The sequence below is a fragment of the Pseudomonas sp. IPO3778 genome (genome assembly GCF_013386825.1).
GTDB lineage: Bacteria > Pseudomonadota > Gammaproteobacteria > Pseudomonadales > Pseudomonadaceae > Aquipseudomonas.
Map to the genome: position 1 here is coordinate 77,274 of NZ_JACARC010000041.1, position 16,444 is coordinate 93,717.

Genomic DNA, 16,444 nt, shown 5'->3' on the forward strand with positions numbered 1-16,444 from the left:
TGTTATCGCTAAACAGCAGCAACTCCCCATCATGCTGGACCCAGCGACGCGCGTAGACGCTATCACTTACGCGAATCACACCGTGCCACCCTCAGTGGCTATCAAGGCCAGCCCGGCGAACAGGCGTATTACCATAGCTTCCTGACCCGACAGATTCGGATTACCGCTCAGCAGCGAGTCGACCACTTACTCTATCTATGAGATGACGCCGCTGAAGCAAACCGAAGTATTCATCAGTAAAGTTGCCCCCACGTCTGAGTTGGACGGAGCAATTAGCCGAACTGGTGAGTCGCTTCAGTACCTCACGCCTAACCGCGGCGAATGGGGAGTGCCTAAGCTGATTGGTACCATGTCGAACTAGGTGACCTATGAATGTTGAAGCGCTAAAAGAAAAAACACTGACGCTACGGGCCGTCATCGACGCACTGAAGGCTAGTGACCCTGCTGTGGAGAAGTTAAGGGTGGAGCTTGAATTGCTGATGACTAGAGCTGAGCGTGAACAGATCCACAGGCCGATGGAATGGCGTGATATTCCTGGCCGCTACCTCTTTACTGAAGAGGGATTGCAGCAATATGCAGAGCTGGAGCATGCCTTCGCTGAGTTTCGAATTGAGTTGATTGGTGGTGAGTCTCCGACACTGCGCAAGCTGAAAGAGAAGATGGGGGAAAGGCCAAAAAGCGAACCAACATCCGGCCGATTAAACTGACCTATGGAACTTGCTTATGTTCAAAAAGCCATTGAGCTGACGGCGAACCGCCGTAATGCATGCCCACAATTTCCGGTCTACGACCTGCTTCTCAAACAACTGGACTATGTGAAAGCGGTTTTTGACGGCTCAGAAACCGACAAATCCAGGCTGCATCAGCTCAGCATCGGTGCAATTGCGTCGAAGGAGTTCGAAGAGAATGATCCGGAGCTGGCAAGAGCATTGAAGGATGCTTACTACGTTGCTATTCAATCTGCTCGCGGGTTGAAAATACAGCTTCCTGATTGACCTCGCGAGCCAGAGAAGGCAGGAGCGAATCACTGAAAACAAGGAGAGTAGATTTTGAATAGATTCCATCTGGCCACTGCGTGCTGCACAGCTGTTTTGTTCTCGGGCGCGCTTCAGGCGCAAGACAGTGAAGAAGCCCTGAAAAGTGTTATCGCTAAACAGCAGCAGCAACTTCCCATCATGCTGGACCCAGCGACGCGCGTAGACGCTATCACCTACGCGAATCACACCGTGCGCTACACCATCACCCTCAGTGGCTATCAAGGCCAGCCCGGCGAACAGGCGTATTACCATAGCTTCCTGACCCAACAGATCGACAAATCGCTGTGCGGCCAAACGGCTTATTTGCTCATGCTGGCGCTTGGCAACCACATCACTTACCAGTATGTGAGCTCAACGGCTGCCCCCATCACTGAAATCACCTTGGCGCCAGACCACTGCAGCTGAGCAATCTCCGTCGATGCGACCATGATTCATGCTCCCAGCTCGACCAGGAACGCAGAGGCCAAGCGCAAGATCGAGTTATTCAAAGCTCAGACATGCGCCAAGGTTGAGCATCCGTTTCGGCTGATCCTACGCACCGAGCAACTGACGACTTGTCACCGTTGCGCGGCAGCTTGATCGGAGCATCCCTACGTATTAGGCCAGCAGATGAAAAACTCAAGCACGGTTGCACAGCCCTTGTCACCGATAACGCTCAGACTTATCGCGGCACTTATTGTTTTTTTATGTCTGTCATTGGCGCATGCTCGCTGTATTGGATCTGGGAGCACGTTATACCCGTCTATGGGCGCATTTATCGGGGCGCACCCATCGTAGAGACACCCTATTTGGCATTCTGTTTACTGATGGCCCCACCGGCCGGCTGGTCTGCGTTGTAGGTGCGTCAATTTGTGTGTGGAGTGGAAAAAAATTTGATCCCCCGGAAAATTCTTTTTTATACCGTTTTCAATCGCTAATGATTTATCTGTCCATCAAGACAATCGTGTATGCCGTGCCCGCCATCATGATTATCACGACGACGGTGTTACTGCTCCGGGATTACTCACCCTGCCCGAAACTTCTAATCTCTGGTTCGGCATGGCAGCTATTTTGGGTAAAAGACGAAAGAGCATGTTTTAAACCCACGCGATATATAAACGGGAATTGGCCTTGCAAGATGATCGGAGACCAAGAGGTTTGTTTCCGCTCAGATGGAAGATAGGTGCGCTATCCCTTCAAAGAAGAGGATGGTAAAGAAGGCCGTGACCCCATTGGCTCGTGCGCGCGAATCCGGTCCTATTACTCACTTCCTTTTTCAAGAGATCCCATGATCGATCTGAGAAGCCCAAACGAAACCTTGTACAGATATGTGGATCGCTACGTCCACCTACTGCCTCCCCCGTCCCCACAATTAGTGCAACGCATGGATTACAACTTGCAACCCGATGCACCGAGGTTGCCTGTGGTGAAGCCCGCGTGGCTTTCATCAAGGCAATGCACGCTCTCAGACGACGCAGCGCTCGACCGTGCAAAGGGAGCGCTGCTTGGCCTGGCCATCGGTGACGCGGTAGGAACAACACTCGAGTTTCTACCGCGTGATCGCTCACACGTGAACGACATGGTCGGAGGCGGCCCCTTCAAATTGCACGCCGGGGAGTGGACAGACGACACCAGCATGGCGCTTTGCCTGGCCGACACCTATCTAGCAAAAGGTACGTTTGACTTCGCAACCTATGCCGATGCTCTGGTGCGTTGGTACCGGAATGGGGAAAACAGCGCGAATGGTGTGTGCTTTGATATTGGCAATGCCACCCGCGCTGCACTGGAAGGATGGGAGTCACAGGGGCTAGCGTGGCCCGGTAACTATGACCCGTCGACAGCAGGCAACGGGTCGATCATAAGGCTTGCGCCAACCGCGATTTTTCGTAGGCACTCGCTATCTGCAACCTGGCGAGAGAGCTCCACGCAAAGCCAAGTCACGCACAATGCCGAGGAGGCAATAAACAGCTGTCAACTCTTTGCGTCACAACTGCACCAGGCACTCAACGGCGCAAGCAAGGATGAGACGCTTAGTGCCATGGTCCGCGCGCTCTACCCACGACCATTGATCATCAATGCAGGTGAGTACAAACAGAAAAGTCGCGATCAGATCCGCTCTTCCGGCTACGTCATCGACACTCTGGAGGCAGCGCTCTGGGCGGTGTGGAATACCGATAACTTCAAAGACGCTATCTTGCTGGCAGCAAACCTGGCGGACGACGCGGATAGCGTGGCGGCAGTGGCGGGCCAGTTGGCCGGGGCGCTATATGGGGTATCAGGAATGCCGGAGGAGTGGGTCGGCAAGGTCGCTTGGTCAGAGCATATCCAAGAGCTGGCACGGCAGTTATTTGAGCGTGCGCCGCTACACGATGAAATGGACTCTATTATTTATGGAGGTCGCTAATGAGCACCGTAGATCCGCAACATCTCTACAACAAAGCCTGGCTGTTCGCCTCACAAGCCCACGTTGGGCAAAAAATGAAGGGATCAGACCTCCCCTACTCCACCCACGTGGCGATGGTTGCGAATGAGCTGATTTTTGCAGATCGCAAAGAATCTGTGGGGGCATTCGAAGTTGCGCTACCCGCCGCGCTGCTGCATGACGTACTTGAGGATACCAACGTAAAACAAGATGAACTGGCCGCTGTATTCGGTGTTCAAGTGGCATCAACCGTCGCGAGCTTGAGCAAGAACATGATTGCGCCTTTCTCGGAAGCTCTTTACCTCCAAGGCATAGCCAGCCATTCACGGGAAGCCGCGGCCGTGAAGCTTTGCGACCGAATTACCAATCTTCAGTCTGCGCCGCCTATTTGGACAAAAGCGAAAAGAGCGTCTTACCTCGTAGAGTCTGCGCAGATTCTGAGCGCACTCGGACACGTGAATGGCTACCTGAAGGAGCGGCTTGGCGTGGCAATGATTCGCTATCAAAAACTTTATATCGATGCGCTGGATCGCTAGGTAATATCTGTCCATCAAGACAATCGTGTATGCCGTGCCCGCCATCATGATTATCACGACGGCGGCGTTACTGCTCCGGGATTACTCACCCTGCCCGAAACTTCTAATCTCTGGTTCGGCATGGCAGCTATTTTGGGTAAAAGACGAAAGAGCATGTTTTAAACCCACGCGATATATAAACGGGAATTGGCCTTGCAAGATGATCGGAGACCAAGAAGTTTGCTTCTGCTCAGATGGAAAATAGGTGTGCCATCCTTTCAAAGAAGAGAATGGTAAAGACGGCTCGGAAGCCTATATTGGCGAGATTGGTTCACAGAGCGGTTTTTACGTAGGCGGCACTGAACAGATCGTGGTCGTCAAACCATGGACGATCGAAGGCGTTGAAATTATGGGATCGAGCCCACTGAAATGAAAAACCTCACCAAAATAATGGAAATCATGAACCGTATTTCGGAACTACTGCGAGTCAGCGACGAAGATGAATGGGCCCTTCGTATTGATGAGTACCGGATAGAATTGCCGAAAGATACCACGTACGTGCTGTCCAAAATTGCAGCACTTTACGGAGGTATGGGATCACTCAATGACATCGTGTTATATCGTAACGGACAACCAATGATTGCCGAGAATAACGAGCTCCACAAGCTACGTTCTGAATTACATGAACGCTGTGTTGGCGCCTAATTTTAAGAGGTTTAGGTAGTTATTTAGTTGCGCCGACCACTGAGTTTGCCGATAGTATTGAACGATCGGGAGAGACGATCTAATTTCTAGCGCCAAATCGCAGTGAATTTTCTACAACCAAGCTAATCAGTGAAATTAGCAATTAGGAGAAATTATGGATATCGACGCCTTGAAAGCTACTGCTCAAGACCTTCGAGCAAAGCTTGAGCATTACAAACTAAAAGAGCCAGCTGCATCGTTACTGCTGACAGACCTTGAAGGGCTGCTCCGGGACGCAGAGCGCGGGCTTATTCAGGCGCCAGTAGAGGCGAGAGACATTCCTGGCTACCGGCTATTTGCCGAAACCGACTTACAGTCATACGGGGATCTTAGCGAAGCCTACTCGAATTTTTACGTGGAGTTAATTGACGCTCGACAGTCTGAGGTTTATAAGCTGCTCGCCGCTAAAATGAAAAATTCTTGAACAGCCGGGCTAGAACTTACGAAAAAATGGGTGGGGAGAATAAGGAGAAAATACGAAGTGGCGGATTTATTTCAATCTCGCAATGAAAGAAAAACTAAATAAATCTGCTCACTTTACGGTCTTTACGTCGCTACACTGCCACGCTCCAGCGGCTACTGGAAGAGATGTATAAACGGCAACGCTTGAGCGAGCGCAAGGCTATTCGCCTCCGAAGCTTATTAACCGACGCAGCGGGCAAGTGAGATTGCCGAGCGACTGCCACACAAATGGGCGCCCGTTTAACCGTCTTTGGAGACGCGGGCAGTGTTTATTTCGTGAAGCAAGTCTCTAGAACTTGGCCAGATGTTTCATCTATCCGGCAATTGAAGCCAGAAAAATTCCCTACCCAAAGAGGCTCCTCGTTCGTTACACCGGTATAGGCATCCACGGCCCCCATTCCAATAGCTGGCGCTCGCCAAAGTAGATTGCCTGACGAGTCGTAGCAAAAAAGATTTTGCGCAGGAGCATTCCTCTCAAAAGCCATCCAGTCAAACGTCACCAGCACCCGCCCGTTGATCCATACGGCTTCAAGGGCAGGATATTCAACCTCAAACCTTACCCCCTCTCCGAAAATCCAGTGACCGCTAACTTCGAGTTGCATACGTTCTCTTCCTGTCCTTATCACCGCGATGGTTACTCCAATGCGGTTTTCTACCGTATCACGCTGCGACGTCGGTTTGACCTGCTCCAGCCTGCTGTCAGGTACGTGGCGGCCAGAGGTTGAAAGCGCTGTGATTCGGTGCTGATGAACTCCAGGTTTTCATCCAATGGTAAGCGCGCAGCGCGCGTTATCGGCGATGCCGGCCGATCCGCGCTGCTCTACCCAATTGGAAAGCTCCTCCACTGCGACGAGTTTGATCCAGTCGGCGCGACTCAATGGGCATGATCCATACGAGTATTTGAAGGACGTCCTGACACGTCTGCCGATGCAGCGGGCGAGTGAAATTGACGAGTTGCTGCCGCATAGGTGGACCCCGTTTAACCACGCAAGGTGTGTTGGGCGGACGCTTACCCTTCAGTAAATTTCGCGCTGAGTTAACCGGCAGCGAATCGCCAACCTTGCGACGACTAACGAAGTCGATGGGCGACTATTCAAAACGCGAGAAACAACGCACGCCTCTTTCGACAGCTGCCACTATCGACGCCTCCTCCCGTTCCAAATCCGTCGATACGTTCGCAAACCGAAAATCCGGACGGTATCAGCCGATGCATCCGTGCGTTTGCATCGAGCGTGGTCAAAGAGGATGATCCCGAGCTGGCTGGAGCATCGAAAGACGCTTGCAGCCATCGTTCACACTTTAAAACGCTGCAAAGCAAAGCCCGCTCCACCGTAAAAAGCTCCATGGCTTTTTTGAACAACACACCTCGATGAACACAAGGACGCACTGATGAACACTACGGAACAGTTGCAAGTACCCAGTACACACAAACCTAAATGGCAGGAACGTTTCGATTTTTTTGACACCTATGGCGCACCCAACGACCCGCGTTACAAAGTGGCTCTCAAAGCGTTGCCGACGTTTCGCAAAAAGGTCCTGATCAACGGGAATGTCATCGCTTTTTTCTTTGGCCCTATTTACCTGTTCGTCCTGGGTCTCTGGAAGAAGAACCTGGCGCTGCTCGGCGTCATGTTTGCGGTGTATGCCGTCTTGTCGGTGTTGTTTGCCGTACTGGGCATGGAGTTCCCGCGGGCACTGGATAATGGGCTGGGCTTCGGCTTTTCGTTCATGTACGCGATTGTCACGAACTACGCCTATTACCTGAAAGAGGTGAAGGGTGAGCAAGGCTGGAACCCGTTCAAGGGTATGCGCTTCTGAGGTTGAAATAGCACCCTCACCGCCCGGCAATCCGTCGGGCGGTGAGGCTCCTTGCACACGGGTTTCGGCGCGACACACCACCCGATAAACAGATGGGCGAACACACCACTAGACGAAAAACAACCCACCTTCTTCTTATGATTGCCATCATCTTCGCCGCATTATTTTGAAAAGACATGCGCTGTATCAGCCATGAAACATCCCAGCACTTTGAACTAATTCACCTTTTTTGATTTTATCTCAGCCCCCTCCCAACCTCTTAAATACCAACCTATCCATATGATACCTATAGGTTTTTTGTAGGTTAATCGCAAACTGACAGCACAGCAGTGGCACCTAGGCATCATTGCCACGTGTATCAGAAACAAGAAAAAATACATTTCGTTGGAACTTTACGAGTCGATCGATTGCCATAGACGTCACTACTGGCAAGTCGATATCCATATGCCAGCACCGCACTGCCGGTCATTCACGCAGTGTGATTTCGTGATGACGCTTATTCGTTAATTGCATGCCGTGAACGGCTGTGCAGTCGAGAAATTCGTAGCTCATTTCCCGCCCCCACTTTTCGGTGGAGGTGCAGGCGAGATGGGTTCAAGGATGATGTACTGATGACTCAGACCTTTGATGTTGAAGCACTGATCAAGCTGCGCAAGCAAACCCGGGCCATCTCCGACGTGCTCAAGGCACAAGCCTCGGATTATCTGTCGACCCTGGCGCTGTTGATCCGTCCGCAGGCGCTCTTTGGTGAGTACTTGCAGGGTGCGCAACGCAGCAGCGGGCGCGAAACCCAGCATCACTTCAAGGAACTCAAGGCGCTTTACGACCGCATCGGCTCGGCGGCGCCTTTCCAGTTGGTCAATGAACTGGAAGTACCGCTGAACCTCATCAGTACCACGCCCCAGCTGTTTGCGCTGGAGTACGACAAGGTCCTGGAGCAAAGCGGGCAGACTATTCGCATCACCAGCCCTGTGCGCTGGGTGGTGGGCTTCAGTTCGTTCGACCTGGCGCAGTTTCGCAAGATCATCAAAGACCCCAATCGCAGCAACGCCGAGTTGTACCGCTTCGTGGTGCATTACCTGGTGCTGTTCTATTCCCTGAGTAAATCCCCAGGCCTGAGCCGCTTGCTCGAAGGCCTGCGTTTCCCGGTGAGCTTCGAGCGGCTGAAGGATTTCGGTGACCTGCCGTTCTGCATCATCAATTCCCCGGTGCGCTCTGAACTGCCGGACGAGACCGTTATTCGCAACAGCACCCAGATTGCCGGCAACACCAGCTTCGAAGAGCTGGTGGGACGAGAGAATATTTTGGAAATGGACGATGAAATCCGTCAGCGCCTGTTGCTGACGGTCGAAGGACTGTAACGCGCTCAGCCCCCATAGGGCCGAGGCGAAAATAAACTTTCAGCGAGTTGCTCGCACAGGAGATCACGATGGCGAAGAAGGAAAGTACCCAGCATAAACTCGACCGCGTTCGGGCGCCTCGGGTCCACATTACCTACGACGTGGATATTGGCGACGCGCAGGAAAAGAAAGAGCTGCCTTTTGTGGTGGGTGTGCTAGGTGATTTTTCCGGCAACCCGCTGGAGCCCCTGCCCAAGCTCAAGGATCGCAAGTTCATCTTCATTGACCGCGACAATTTCAACGGTGTGCTCAAGGGCATCAAGCCGCGCCTCACCTATCGGGTCGACAATACTCTGGTCAAGAACGGCACACAGTTGGGCGTAGAGCTCAACTTCAACGCCCTCGAAGACTTCGAGCCACAGAACGTGGTGCGCCAGGTTGAACCCCTGCGCAAGCTGCTGGAAGTGCGCAACAAGTTGGCCGACCTGCGTAACAAGATGGGTGGCAACGACAAGCTCGAAGAGCTGTTGATGGACGTGTTGCAGAACACCGAGAAGTTGAAAACCCTGGGCAAGGAATTTGGCCGCGAAGCCGCTGTTCCCGCCACCGACAGTAAAGCGTAAGCAGGAGCCTGGCGATGACCGATAAACAAACCGTGACTCAGCAGGAAAGCGACCTGGTTGAAGTGGAAAACTTCGCCCCGCAGTCGTCCCTGCTGGACAGCATCATTTCCGAAAGCCGTGTGGCTCGCTCGGAAACCGAGCGTACCCGCACCCGTGACTTGATCGGCGAGCTGGTGGGCCAGGTCCTGGAAGGCGAGATGACGCCAAGCAAGGATTTGATCGCCGTGCTCGACGCGCGCATCGCGGAAATCGATGCAATGCTCTCCGAGCAAATGAACGAGATCATGCACGCCCGTGAGTTCCAGGCGCTGGAGGCTTCGTGGCGCGGCTTGAAATATCAGGTCGACCAGACTGAAACCAGCACCACGCTGAAGATTCAACTGCTCAACGCTTCGAAAAAAGACCTGGTGCGTGACCTCAAGGCGTCGTCCGAGTTCGACCAGAGCGCGCTGTTCAAGAAGATCTACGAAGAAGAATACGGCACCTTCGGCGGCGCGCCATTCGGCATGCTGCTGGGCGACTACGAGTTCAACCGCAACCCGGAAGACATGTACCTGCTCGAAGAGATCTCCCACGTCGCCGCCGCTGCGCACGCACCGTTTATCTCGGCAGCGTCGCCTGAGCTGTTCGGCTGGGACTCTTTCACCGACATGTCGGGCCCGCGTGACTTGGCGAAGATCTTCGACACCGTCGAATACGCCAAGTGGAAGTCGTTCCGTGCCTCCGAGGACTCGCGCTACGTTGGCCTGACCCTGCCTCACGTGCTCGGTCGCCTGCCGTATGGCCCCGATACCACGCCGGTAGAAGAATTCAATTTCGTCGAAAGCGTCGACGGTCGCGACCACAACAAATACCTGTGGATGAACGCCGCTTACGCGCTGGGCACCCGGGTCACTGATGCGTTCTCGCGTTATGGCTGGTGTGTGGCGATTCGTGGCGTGGAAGGCGGTGGCCTGGTTGAAGGCCTGCCCACCCATACCTTCAAGACTGACGATGGCGAAATCGCGCTCAAGTGCCCGACTGAAATTGCAATCACCGACCGCCGTGAAAAAGAGCTGTCGGACCTGGGCTTCATCCCCCTGGTGCACTGCAAAGGCACCGACTACGCGGCGTTCTTCGGCACCCAGTCGACGCAGAAGCAAAAGCAATACAACACCGACATCGCCAACGCCAACGCACGTCTGTCGGCGCAGTTGCAGTACATCTTCGCCACCTCGCGTATCGCTCACTACATGAAGGCGATCATGCGCGACAAGATCGGCAGTTTCGCTTCGCGCAAAGACGTCGAGATGTTCCTCAACAAGTGGCTGTCAGGTTATGTGCTGCTTGATGACACCGCCGGCCAGGAAGCCAAGGCCAAGTTCCCGCTGCGTGAGGCCCGTGCCGAAGTGTTTGAGGTGCCGGGCAAGCCGGGTGTGTACAAGGCCGTGACTTACCTGCGTCCGCACTACCAACTGGACGAACTGACCGCATCCTTGCGCCTGGTTGCCGAACTGCCACCGTCGACGCGCGGTTAATCGAACGTTGCCAGGGAGGCAGTCATGAGTAGTCAACACAAGCTATTGCCTTCGTTGCTGGATCGGTTGCTCGACGATCGTCCGCATCAATCCGTCGAAGCTTCATCGCAACGCTTGTGTTCGCTGGCCGATTACAAGGCCAGCATCGTTCGCGACCTGGAGATCCTGGTGAATACACGCCAGTCTCTGGTGGCTGGCGAGCTGGATGGTTTTGCCAATCTGGGCGGGACCATCCTCGACTACGGCATGCCCGATTTCACCAGCAAGAGCGTGCTCGACCCCCAGGATCGCCTGCTGATCCAACGTCAGCTGGAAAAAGCCATCACCGTGGGTGACCGACGCTTTCGCAGCGTGAAAGTGCAACTGCTTGCACAACAAACCGGCCAACGCATGCTGACTTTTCGTGTGGACGCAGTGCTGCGTCTACAGGACATCTCGCGGCAGGTCTCCTTCGATGCGGTGCTGCAAGTCAACACCCAGGAATACAAAGTGCAGAATCTCAACTGATGCTCGACGATCTGCTCCCCTATTACGAAAAGGAACTCTCGCACCTGCGCTTTTTGGGCCAGGAGTTTGCGAGCCAGTACCCGAAAATTGCTTCGCGGTTGCTCATCGAGGGCGATAACTGCGAAGACCCGCATACCGAACGGTTGATCGAGGCTTTCTCGTTCCTGTCGGCGCGCGTGCACAAAAAACTCGATGACGAGTTTCCGGAAATCGTCGAAGCCTTTCTGGAAGTGCTGTACCCCCACTACCTGCGCCCTACCCCGTCGATGTCGATCGTGGAATTCAACCTCGGCAAGCAGGAGAAGGTTACCGAGGCCTATCGTGTGGCCCGGCACACCGAGCTGCATGCCAATCCGATTGACGGCGTGGTGTGTAAATTCCGTACCTGCTACCCGGTCGAGTTGTGGCCCGTGGCGGTGCAGGAAGCATCGTTCATCGAGATGGAACGCTCCGCGTTCAACGGCCACAGCGCCGACCTGGTGGCGCGTCTGCGCATTGGCCTGGCCGCCACCTCGGACGTGCTGTTCGGCAAGATGGAACTGGACAGCCTGCGGTTTTTTCTCGACGGCGAAAGCACGCTGATGCTGCAGCTGTACGAGCTGCTGTTCAACAACCTGGCCAAGGCCACCCTGTCGTTCAAGGACGAAGGCAGCACCCGCGAAGTGGTCCTGCCCGCCGGTGCCTTGAAGGCCGTGGGTTATCAGTTGGATGAAGGCCTGGTGGATTATTCCGAGCGTTCGTTCCTGGGCTACCGGTTGCTCCACGAATACTTCACCTTCCCCGATAAATTCATGTTCTTCGACCTCACAGGCTTTGCGCGCATTCTCGCGGGCAAGGACGTCGAGAACGTCGAGATCAATTTCTACTTTTCCGATTACGACCTCAGCGACCGTCTGGTTCGCCTGACGCAAAATATCGGTCGCAACAACTTCAAGCTCAACTGCACGCCGATCATCAATCTGTTCCGCCAGCAGGCCGAGCCGATCAAGCTGACCCATGCCCAGCATGAGTACGCAGTGACGCCGGATGTGCGCCTGCAAAGCTCCTCGGAAGTGGTGTCGATTGATCGCGTGCGCCGCGTGAAAAAAGTCGGCGGCACCGATCAGGTTGGCACCTGCCACCCGTTCTTTGAACCCCGTGGCGATCAGGGCCCCGGCAGCAGCTTCTGGATTGGCCGCCGCCGTGCCGTGCAAACGCAGCAGCGCGACGGCTCGAACATGTTCATCCGGGTGGTGGATCGCAACCTGGAAATGATCGATTCGAATAACGACACCTTGAGCATCCGCCTCACCTGCAGCAACCGCGACCTGCCGTTAATGCTGCCGTTTGGCGGCGAGCGTGGGGATTTCAACATCCCGTCCAACTCGGTGATCAAAGACATCCGCTGCCTGCGCAAGCCCACCGCCAGCGTGCGTGTGCCGCTGGGCAACGGGGTGATCTGGCGCTTGATTTCGCACCTCTCGCTCAACCATATGTCGCTGGTCTCCAGAGGCCGCGACGTGCTGCTGGAACTGCTCTCGCTTTACAACTATCGCAACCTGTCGGCGATCCGCAAACAGATCAACGGCATTGTCTCGGTCACCAGCGAGCCGGTGGTGGCGCGTATCGGTCACCCGCGCCCGAACTTTGTGCGCGGCGTAGGCATCACCCTTAAATTCGACGAAAGCCAATACACCGGCAGTGGTGTGTTTTTGTTCGGCATGGTGCTCGACCATTTCTTTGGTCAGTACTGCACAGTGAACAGCTTTACCCAATTAACCCTTCGCACCCTGCAGCGCGAAAAGAGAGTGGTCCAATGGCCCCCGCGAACCGGCGATCAACCCCTGGTCTGATCGACCAGGCCAGGGCCGAGCCGCACCGATTCGAGTTTTTTCAATTGGTGCGTTTGCTGCGGCTGCATTACAGCAGAACCGGGCGAATGGACCTGCAAACCCGGCCGCACGAAGATCCGTTGCGTTTTCGCTCGCAGCTGTCGCTCAACTTCCCCGCCAGTGAAGTCAGCGACCTGCAGTTCGAGCACGCCGGTAACGTGTCGGCGGCGGGCTTGCCGCTGACCGAGGTGCAGGTGACGTTCATGGGCCTGGTCGGACCTTCCGGGGTACTGCCGCGCCCGTATACCGAGCTGTTGATTGAGCGCCATATCCAGTACCGCGACGACGCGGCGCATGCGTTCCTCGATATTTTTTCGCACCGCATGACCACGCTGTTTTACGAAGCCTGGCAGAAGTACAAGTTCTACATCGAGTACGAGCGCAACGGCACTTCCGGGTTTGACCGCTACCTGCTCAACCTGGTGGGCTTCGGGCCGGAGGCGCAAAAGCAGAAGTTCGAAAAAGGCGACTCACCGTTACGCCGTGAGCTGTTCAGCTACTTCTCGGGGATGTTCGCGCAAAAACCGCGCAACGTGCTGAACCTGCAAGTGATGCTGAGCTTCTATTTTTCGCTGCCGTTCAAGGTCAAGCCGTTTGCCGGTCGCTGGCTGCACCTGGACGTCAGCCAATGCACCCGACTGGGCCGCAAGAACGCCGTGCTCGGGCAAAGCGCCGTGGCTGGCAACCGGGTCTGGGACTATCAGTCGTGCGTGCGCATCGAATTGGGTCCGCTGGAGCTGGCCGATTACCAGCGCTTTCAGCCGGGCACCGAGGATTACCAGAAGCTGGTCGAGCTGGTGCGCTTTTACGTCGGTGCCGAGCTGGATTTCCAACTGGCGCCCACGCTCAAGCCAGCAGCGGTGCCGGTCGCCAGCCTTGGTCGTCAAGGCAACGTTTCCCTGGGCCGGCTGGGCTGGCTCAAACGCCCCGGCGTCGACGTGGAACCCTCCCGTTGTGCCCTCTTTCACATTCCTTTTGATGGGGTCTGCCTGTGAACCTGAAGTCCCTGTTTGCCAAGTTGAACGACAACAGCCGTATCGCCACCGAAGGTGCCGCGGCGTTGTGCCACTCGGAAAACCACTACGACGTCGAAGTCGAGCATTTGCTGCTGCAATTGCTCGATGCCAGCGACAACGACCTGCCCGCTATCCTGCGTCACTACGATGTGGTGCCGGACCGCCTGCAAGCGCAGTTGATGACGGCCCTGGGCACGTTCAAGAAGGGCAACACACGCACGCCTGCACTCTCCCCGCATATCACGCGGATGATCGAACAGGCGTGGGTATTGGCGTCTATCGAGTTCGGCGAGGCACAGATTCGCACCGGCCACCTGTTGCAGGCACTGCTCGACGATGCCGAGTTGCGCCGAGTGGTCATAGGCTCTGCCCCCGAGCTGGAAAAAATCAACGCCGATGACCTGCGCCTGAACTTCAAGGCGCTGGTTGAAGCCAGCGCCGAGTCCCGGCTGGCCAAGCCCCTGGCAAGCACCAATGCCAACACCGGCGCCCAGGTCAAGGGCAACGGCAAGACCCCGGCGCTGGACCAGTACACCATCAACCTCACCCAAAGTGCCCGTGAAGGCCGGATTGATCCGGTGCTCGGCCGCGAGTTCGAAGTGCGGCAGATGGTCGATATCCTGACCCGCCGGCGCCAGAACAACCCGATCCTCACCGGTGAAGCCGGGGTGGGTAAAACCGCCGTGGTCGAAGGCCTGGCGCTGCGTATCGTCCAGGGTGACGTACCGGCGGTGCTCAAGGACGTAGCCCTGCACACCCTCGACCTGGGCTTGCTGCAAGCCGGCGCCGGGGTGAAAGGCGAGTTTGAAAACCGGCTGAAGTCGGTGATCGAAGAAACCAAGCGCAGCCTGCACCCGATCATCCTGTTTATCGATGAAGCCCATACGCTGATCGGCTCCGGTGGCCAGGCCGGGCAAAACGATGCCGCCAACCTGCTAAAACCGGCACTGGCTCGCGGCGAGTTGCGCACCATCGCCGCCACCACCTGGGCGGAATACAAGAAGTACTTCGAAAAAGACGCCGCCCTCGCCCGCCGCTTCCAGGTGGTCAAGGTTGAAGAGCCAGACGAAGACAAAGCCATCCATATGCTGCGGGGCCTGCTCGCAAAAATGCAGGAGCACCACAAGGTCACCGTGATGGACGAGGCACTGGTGCAGGCCGTGCGCCTGTCCAATCGCTACATCACTGGCCGTCAGTTGCCGGACAAGGCTGTCAGCGTGCTAGACACCGCCTGCGCACGTGTCGCCCTCGGCCAGTCGGCGCAGCCGGGGCCACTGGAAGACTGCAAACGCCAGATTGACAACCTCCAGGCAGAAATCACCGTGTTGGAACAGGAAGCCGCCAAAGGCAGCGACCATCGCCGCCGCTTGAACGCGCTGACCGAACAACTGCAGGCCGCACACACCACCCGCGAAGCCCTGGAACAGCAGTGGAAACGCGAGCTGGAACTGGTGGCAAAACTGGGCGCGCTCAGCACACCCCACAGCGGCACACCGGATGCCGGCGAAATCGCCGCCGTGCGCGCCGAGTTGGCCAGTGTTCAGGGCGAGCAGCCGCTGGTGCACGCGCTGGTGGACGGCGGCACCATTGGCGAAGTGATTTCCGGCTGGACCGGTATCCCGCTGGGCAAGATGCTGCGCGATGAGATCGACACCGTACAACGCCTGCCAGCGCTGCTGGGGGAACGCGTGTTAGGCCAGGACCATGCCTTGGTGGAGATCGGCAAGCGCATCAAGATCTCTCGTGCCCGCATGGAAGACCCGAACAAGCCGATCGGCGTGTTCCTGCTGCTGGGTCCTAGCGGTGTCGGCAAGACCGAAACGGCGCTGGCGCTGGCCGACACCCTGTACGGCGGCGAGCGCAACGTGATCACCATCAATATGTCCGAGTACCAGGAAGCCCACACGGTTTCCAGCCTCAAAGGCTCGCCGCCGGGTTATGTCGGCTATGGCGAAGGCGGCGTGCTGACCGAAGCAGTGCGGCGCAAGCCTTACAGCGTCGTGCTGCTCGACGAAGTCGAAAAAGCGCACCCGGATGTGCTTGAGCTGTTCTTCCAGGTATTCGACAAAGGCGTGCTCGACGATGGCGAAGGCCGCGAGATCAACTTCCGTAACACCGTGATCCTGCTCACCTCGAACACCGGCACCGACCATATCATGCAGGCGTGCCTGAACAGCGAAGCGCAGCCGACCCCCGAGCAACTGGTCGAGGGCGTGCGCGACGAGCTGAACCAGGTGTTCAAGCCAGCCTTCCTCGGCCGCCTGACCGTGGTGCCGTACTACCCGGTCAAGGACGCCATCCTGGAACGCATCGTCGCGTTGAAACTGGCGCGTATCCGCAAGCGTTTCGAACGCAATCACCATGCAGTGCTGAGCTACGACGAAGCATTGGTCAAGGCGATTGCCTCGCGCTGCACCGAAGTCGACAGCGGCGCCCGCAATATCGACAACATCCTCTCGAAAACCCTGATGCCGGAACTGGCGCAGCGCGTGCTGGAGCGGATGGCGCAGGACAAACCGATTGAAAGCTTGACCATCGGCCTGGGCAGCGACGGTGACTTCACCTACAGCCTGGCCTGATCGATCACTACGGG

Annotated in this window: 17 protein-coding genes and 3 pseudogenes; 18 read left to right on the forward strand and 2 right to left on the reverse strand. The window is 56.1% G+C overall.

All coding sequences use genetic code 11. From position 1 onward, the window contains the following. The first annotated feature begins 368 nt into the window (after window positions 1–368). The 9 genes and pseudogenes from HX855_RS21800 (at window position 369) to HX855_RS21835 (ending at window position 5,121) form a co-directional block, all read left to right on the forward strand. Window positions 369–707 (forward strand): hypothetical protein, encoded by a 339-nt coding sequence (locus HX855_RS21800; RefSeq protein ID WP_177085913.1) that lies wholly within the window; start codon window positions 369–371, stop codon window positions 705–707. Window positions 708–710: 3 nt separating this feature from the next. Next, window positions 711–995: an immunity protein Tsi6 family protein gene (locus HX855_RS21805; protein ID WP_177146385.1), complete on the forward strand. Its 285-nt coding sequence runs from the start codon at window positions 711–713 to the stop codon at window positions 993–995. A 54-nt stretch (window positions 996–1,049) separates the two neighbouring features. Beyond that, window positions 1,050–1,442: a hypothetical protein gene (locus HX855_RS21810; RefSeq protein WP_256736829.1), complete on the forward strand. Its 393-nt coding sequence runs from the start codon at window positions 1,050–1,052 to the stop codon at window positions 1,440–1,442. Between the two features lie 862 nt (window positions 1,443–2,304). Then, window positions 2,305–3,420 (forward strand): ADP-ribosylarginine hydrolase Tri1, encoded by a 1,116-nt coding sequence (gene tri1, locus HX855_RS21815; protein WP_177085917.1) that lies wholly within the window; start codon window positions 2,305–2,307, stop codon window positions 3,418–3,420. Next, the gene (locus HX855_RS21820) at window positions 3,420–3,974 is read left to right on the forward strand and encodes an HD domain-containing protein (RefSeq protein WP_177085919.1); all 555 of its coding nucleotides are present in this window, start codon (window positions 3,420–3,422) and stop codon (window positions 3,972–3,974) included. Before tri1 ends, HX855_RS21820 begins: the two co-directional genes overlap by 1 nt. A 7-nt stretch (window positions 3,975–3,981) precedes the next feature. Beyond that, window positions 3,982–4,218 (forward strand): annotated as a pseudogene (locus tag HX855_RS33690) (hypothetical protein); the annotation flags it as partial. After that, window positions 4,219–4,386 (forward strand): hypothetical protein, encoded by a 168-nt coding sequence (locus tag HX855_RS21825; RefSeq protein ID WP_177085792.1) that lies wholly within the window; start codon window positions 4,219–4,221, stop codon window positions 4,384–4,386. It begins immediately after the preceding pseudogene. Then, entirely contained in the window at window positions 4,383–4,658 is a 276-nt protein-coding gene (locus HX855_RS21830) for a DUF6966 domain-containing protein (RefSeq protein ID WP_177085921.1), read from the forward strand. Before HX855_RS21825 ends, HX855_RS21830 begins: the two co-directional genes overlap by 4 nt. A gap of 154 nt (window positions 4,659–4,812) precedes the next feature. Then, window positions 4,813–5,121, forward strand: coding sequence for a hypothetical protein (locus HX855_RS21835; protein ID WP_177085923.1), 309 nt, complete (start codon window positions 4,813–4,815; stop codon window positions 5,119–5,121). Between the two features lie 307 nt (window positions 5,122–5,428). Here HX855_RS21835 and HX855_RS21840 read toward each other — a convergent pair whose 3' ends face one another. Both HX855_RS21840 and HX855_RS33915 read right to left on the reverse strand, forming a co-directional pair. After that, window positions 5,429–5,761, reverse strand: coding sequence for a hypothetical protein (locus tag HX855_RS21840; protein WP_177085925.1), 333 nt, complete (start codon window positions 5,759–5,761; stop codon window positions 5,429–5,431). Window positions 5,762–5,811: 50 nt separating this feature from the next. After that, window positions 5,812–6,037 (reverse strand): annotated as a pseudogene (locus HX855_RS33915) (hypothetical protein). On the opposite strand from HX855_RS33915, the pseudogene HX855_RS21845 reads away from it, so the two are divergent. The 9 genes and pseudogenes from HX855_RS21845 to tssH form a co-directional block, all read left to right on the forward strand. Continuing rightward, window positions 6,012–6,182, forward strand: a pseudogene (locus tag HX855_RS21845) (transposase domain-containing protein); the annotation flags it as partial. The pseudogenes HX855_RS33915 and HX855_RS21845 overlap by 26 nt on opposite strands. A gap of 366 nt (window positions 6,183–6,548) precedes the next feature. Then, window positions 6,549–6,977, forward strand: a complete 429-nt coding sequence (locus HX855_RS21850) for a DUF2628 domain-containing protein (RefSeq protein ID WP_177085926.1) — start codon at window positions 6,549–6,551, stop codon at window positions 6,975–6,977. Between the two features lie 611 nt (window positions 6,978–7,588). Then, window positions 7,589–8,338 (forward strand): hypothetical protein, encoded by a 750-nt coding sequence (locus tag HX855_RS21855; RefSeq protein WP_177085928.1) that lies wholly within the window; start codon window positions 7,589–7,591, stop codon window positions 8,336–8,338. 68 nt (window positions 8,339–8,406) lie between these two features. After that, complete coding sequence (gene tssB, locus HX855_RS21860; RefSeq protein WP_177085930.1) at window positions 8,407–8,940, forward strand: type VI secretion system contractile sheath small subunit; 534 nt, start codon at window positions 8,407–8,409, stop codon at window positions 8,938–8,940. Window positions 8,941–8,954: 14 nt separating this feature from the next. Next, the gene (gene tssC, locus HX855_RS21865; RefSeq protein ID WP_177085932.1) at window positions 8,955–10,457 is read left to right on the forward strand and encodes a type VI secretion system contractile sheath large subunit; all 1,503 of its coding nucleotides are present in this window, start codon (window positions 8,955–8,957) and stop codon (window positions 10,455–10,457) included. Window positions 10,458–10,481: 24 nt separating this feature from the next. Further along, complete coding sequence (gene tssE, locus HX855_RS21870) at window positions 10,482–10,964, forward strand: type VI secretion system baseplate subunit TssE (RefSeq protein WP_177085934.1); 483 nt, start codon at window positions 10,482–10,484, stop codon at window positions 10,962–10,964. Continuing rightward, the gene (gene tssF / locus HX855_RS21875; RefSeq protein ID WP_177085936.1) at window positions 10,964–12,796 is read left to right on the forward strand and encodes a type VI secretion system baseplate subunit TssF; all 1,833 of its coding nucleotides are present in this window, start codon (window positions 10,964–10,966) and stop codon (window positions 12,794–12,796) included. The genes tssE and tssF overlap by 1 nt, the downstream gene beginning before the upstream one ends. Continuing rightward, on the forward strand, window positions 12,760–13,830 hold the full coding sequence (tssG, locus tag HX855_RS21880; protein WP_177085938.1) for a type VI secretion system baseplate subunit TssG: 1,071 nt from the start codon (window positions 12,760–12,762) through the stop codon (window positions 13,828–13,830). The genes tssF and tssG overlap by 37 nt, the downstream gene beginning before the upstream one ends. Further along, window positions 13,827–16,430 carry a type VI secretion system ATPase TssH gene (gene tssH / locus HX855_RS21885; protein ID WP_177085940.1) on the forward strand — a complete coding sequence of 868 codons (2,604 nt, stop codon included), beginning with the start codon at window positions 13,827–13,829 and terminating at the stop codon, window positions 16,428–16,430. The genes tssG and tssH overlap by 4 nt, the downstream gene beginning before the upstream one ends. Window positions 16,431–16,444 lie beyond the last annotated feature (14 nt).

Coding starts and splice junctions, on each gene's coding strand:
- HX855_RS21800 (WP_177085913.1), top strand. CDS start 369: ATGAATGTTGAAGCGCTAAAAGAAAAAACACTGACGCTACGGGCCGTC.
- HX855_RS21805 (WP_177146385.1), top strand. CDS start 711: ATGGAACTTGCTTATGTTCAAAAAGCCATTGAGCTGACGGCGAACCGC.
- tri1 (WP_177085917.1), top strand. CDS start 2,305: ATGATCGATCTGAGAAGCCCAAACGAAACCTTGTACAGATATGTGGAT.
- HX855_RS21820 (WP_177085919.1), top strand. CDS start 3,420: ATGAGCACCGTAGATCCGCAACATCTCTACAACAAAGCCTGGCTGTTC.
- HX855_RS21830 (WP_177085921.1), top strand. CDS start 4,383: ATGAAAAACCTCACCAAAATAATGGAAATCATGAACCGTATTTCGGAA.
- HX855_RS21835 (WP_177085923.1), top strand. CDS start 4,813: ATGGATATCGACGCCTTGAAAGCTACTGCTCAAGACCTTCGAGCAAAG.
- HX855_RS21840 (WP_177085925.1), bottom strand. CDS start 5,761: ATGCAACTCGAAGTTAGCGGTCACTGGATTTTCGGAGAGGGGGTAAGG.
- HX855_RS21850 (WP_177085926.1), top strand. CDS start 6,549: ATGAACACTACGGAACAGTTGCAAGTACCCAGTACACACAAACCTAAA.
- HX855_RS21855 (WP_177085928.1), top strand. CDS start 7,589: ATGACTCAGACCTTTGATGTTGAAGCACTGATCAAGCTGCGCAAGCAA.
- tssB (WP_177085930.1), top strand. CDS start 8,407: ATGGCGAAGAAGGAAAGTACCCAGCATAAACTCGACCGCGTTCGGGCG.
- tssC (WP_177085932.1), top strand. CDS start 8,955: ATGACCGATAAACAAACCGTGACTCAGCAGGAAAGCGACCTGGTTGAA.
- tssE (WP_177085934.1), top strand. CDS start 10,482: ATGAGTAGTCAACACAAGCTATTGCCTTCGTTGCTGGATCGGTTGCTC.
- tssF (WP_177085936.1), top strand. CDS start 10,964: ATGCTCGACGATCTGCTCCCCTATTACGAAAAGGAACTCTCGCACCTG.
- tssG (WP_177085938.1), top strand. CDS start 12,760: ATGGCCCCCGCGAACCGGCGATCAACCCCTGGTCTGATCGACCAGGCC.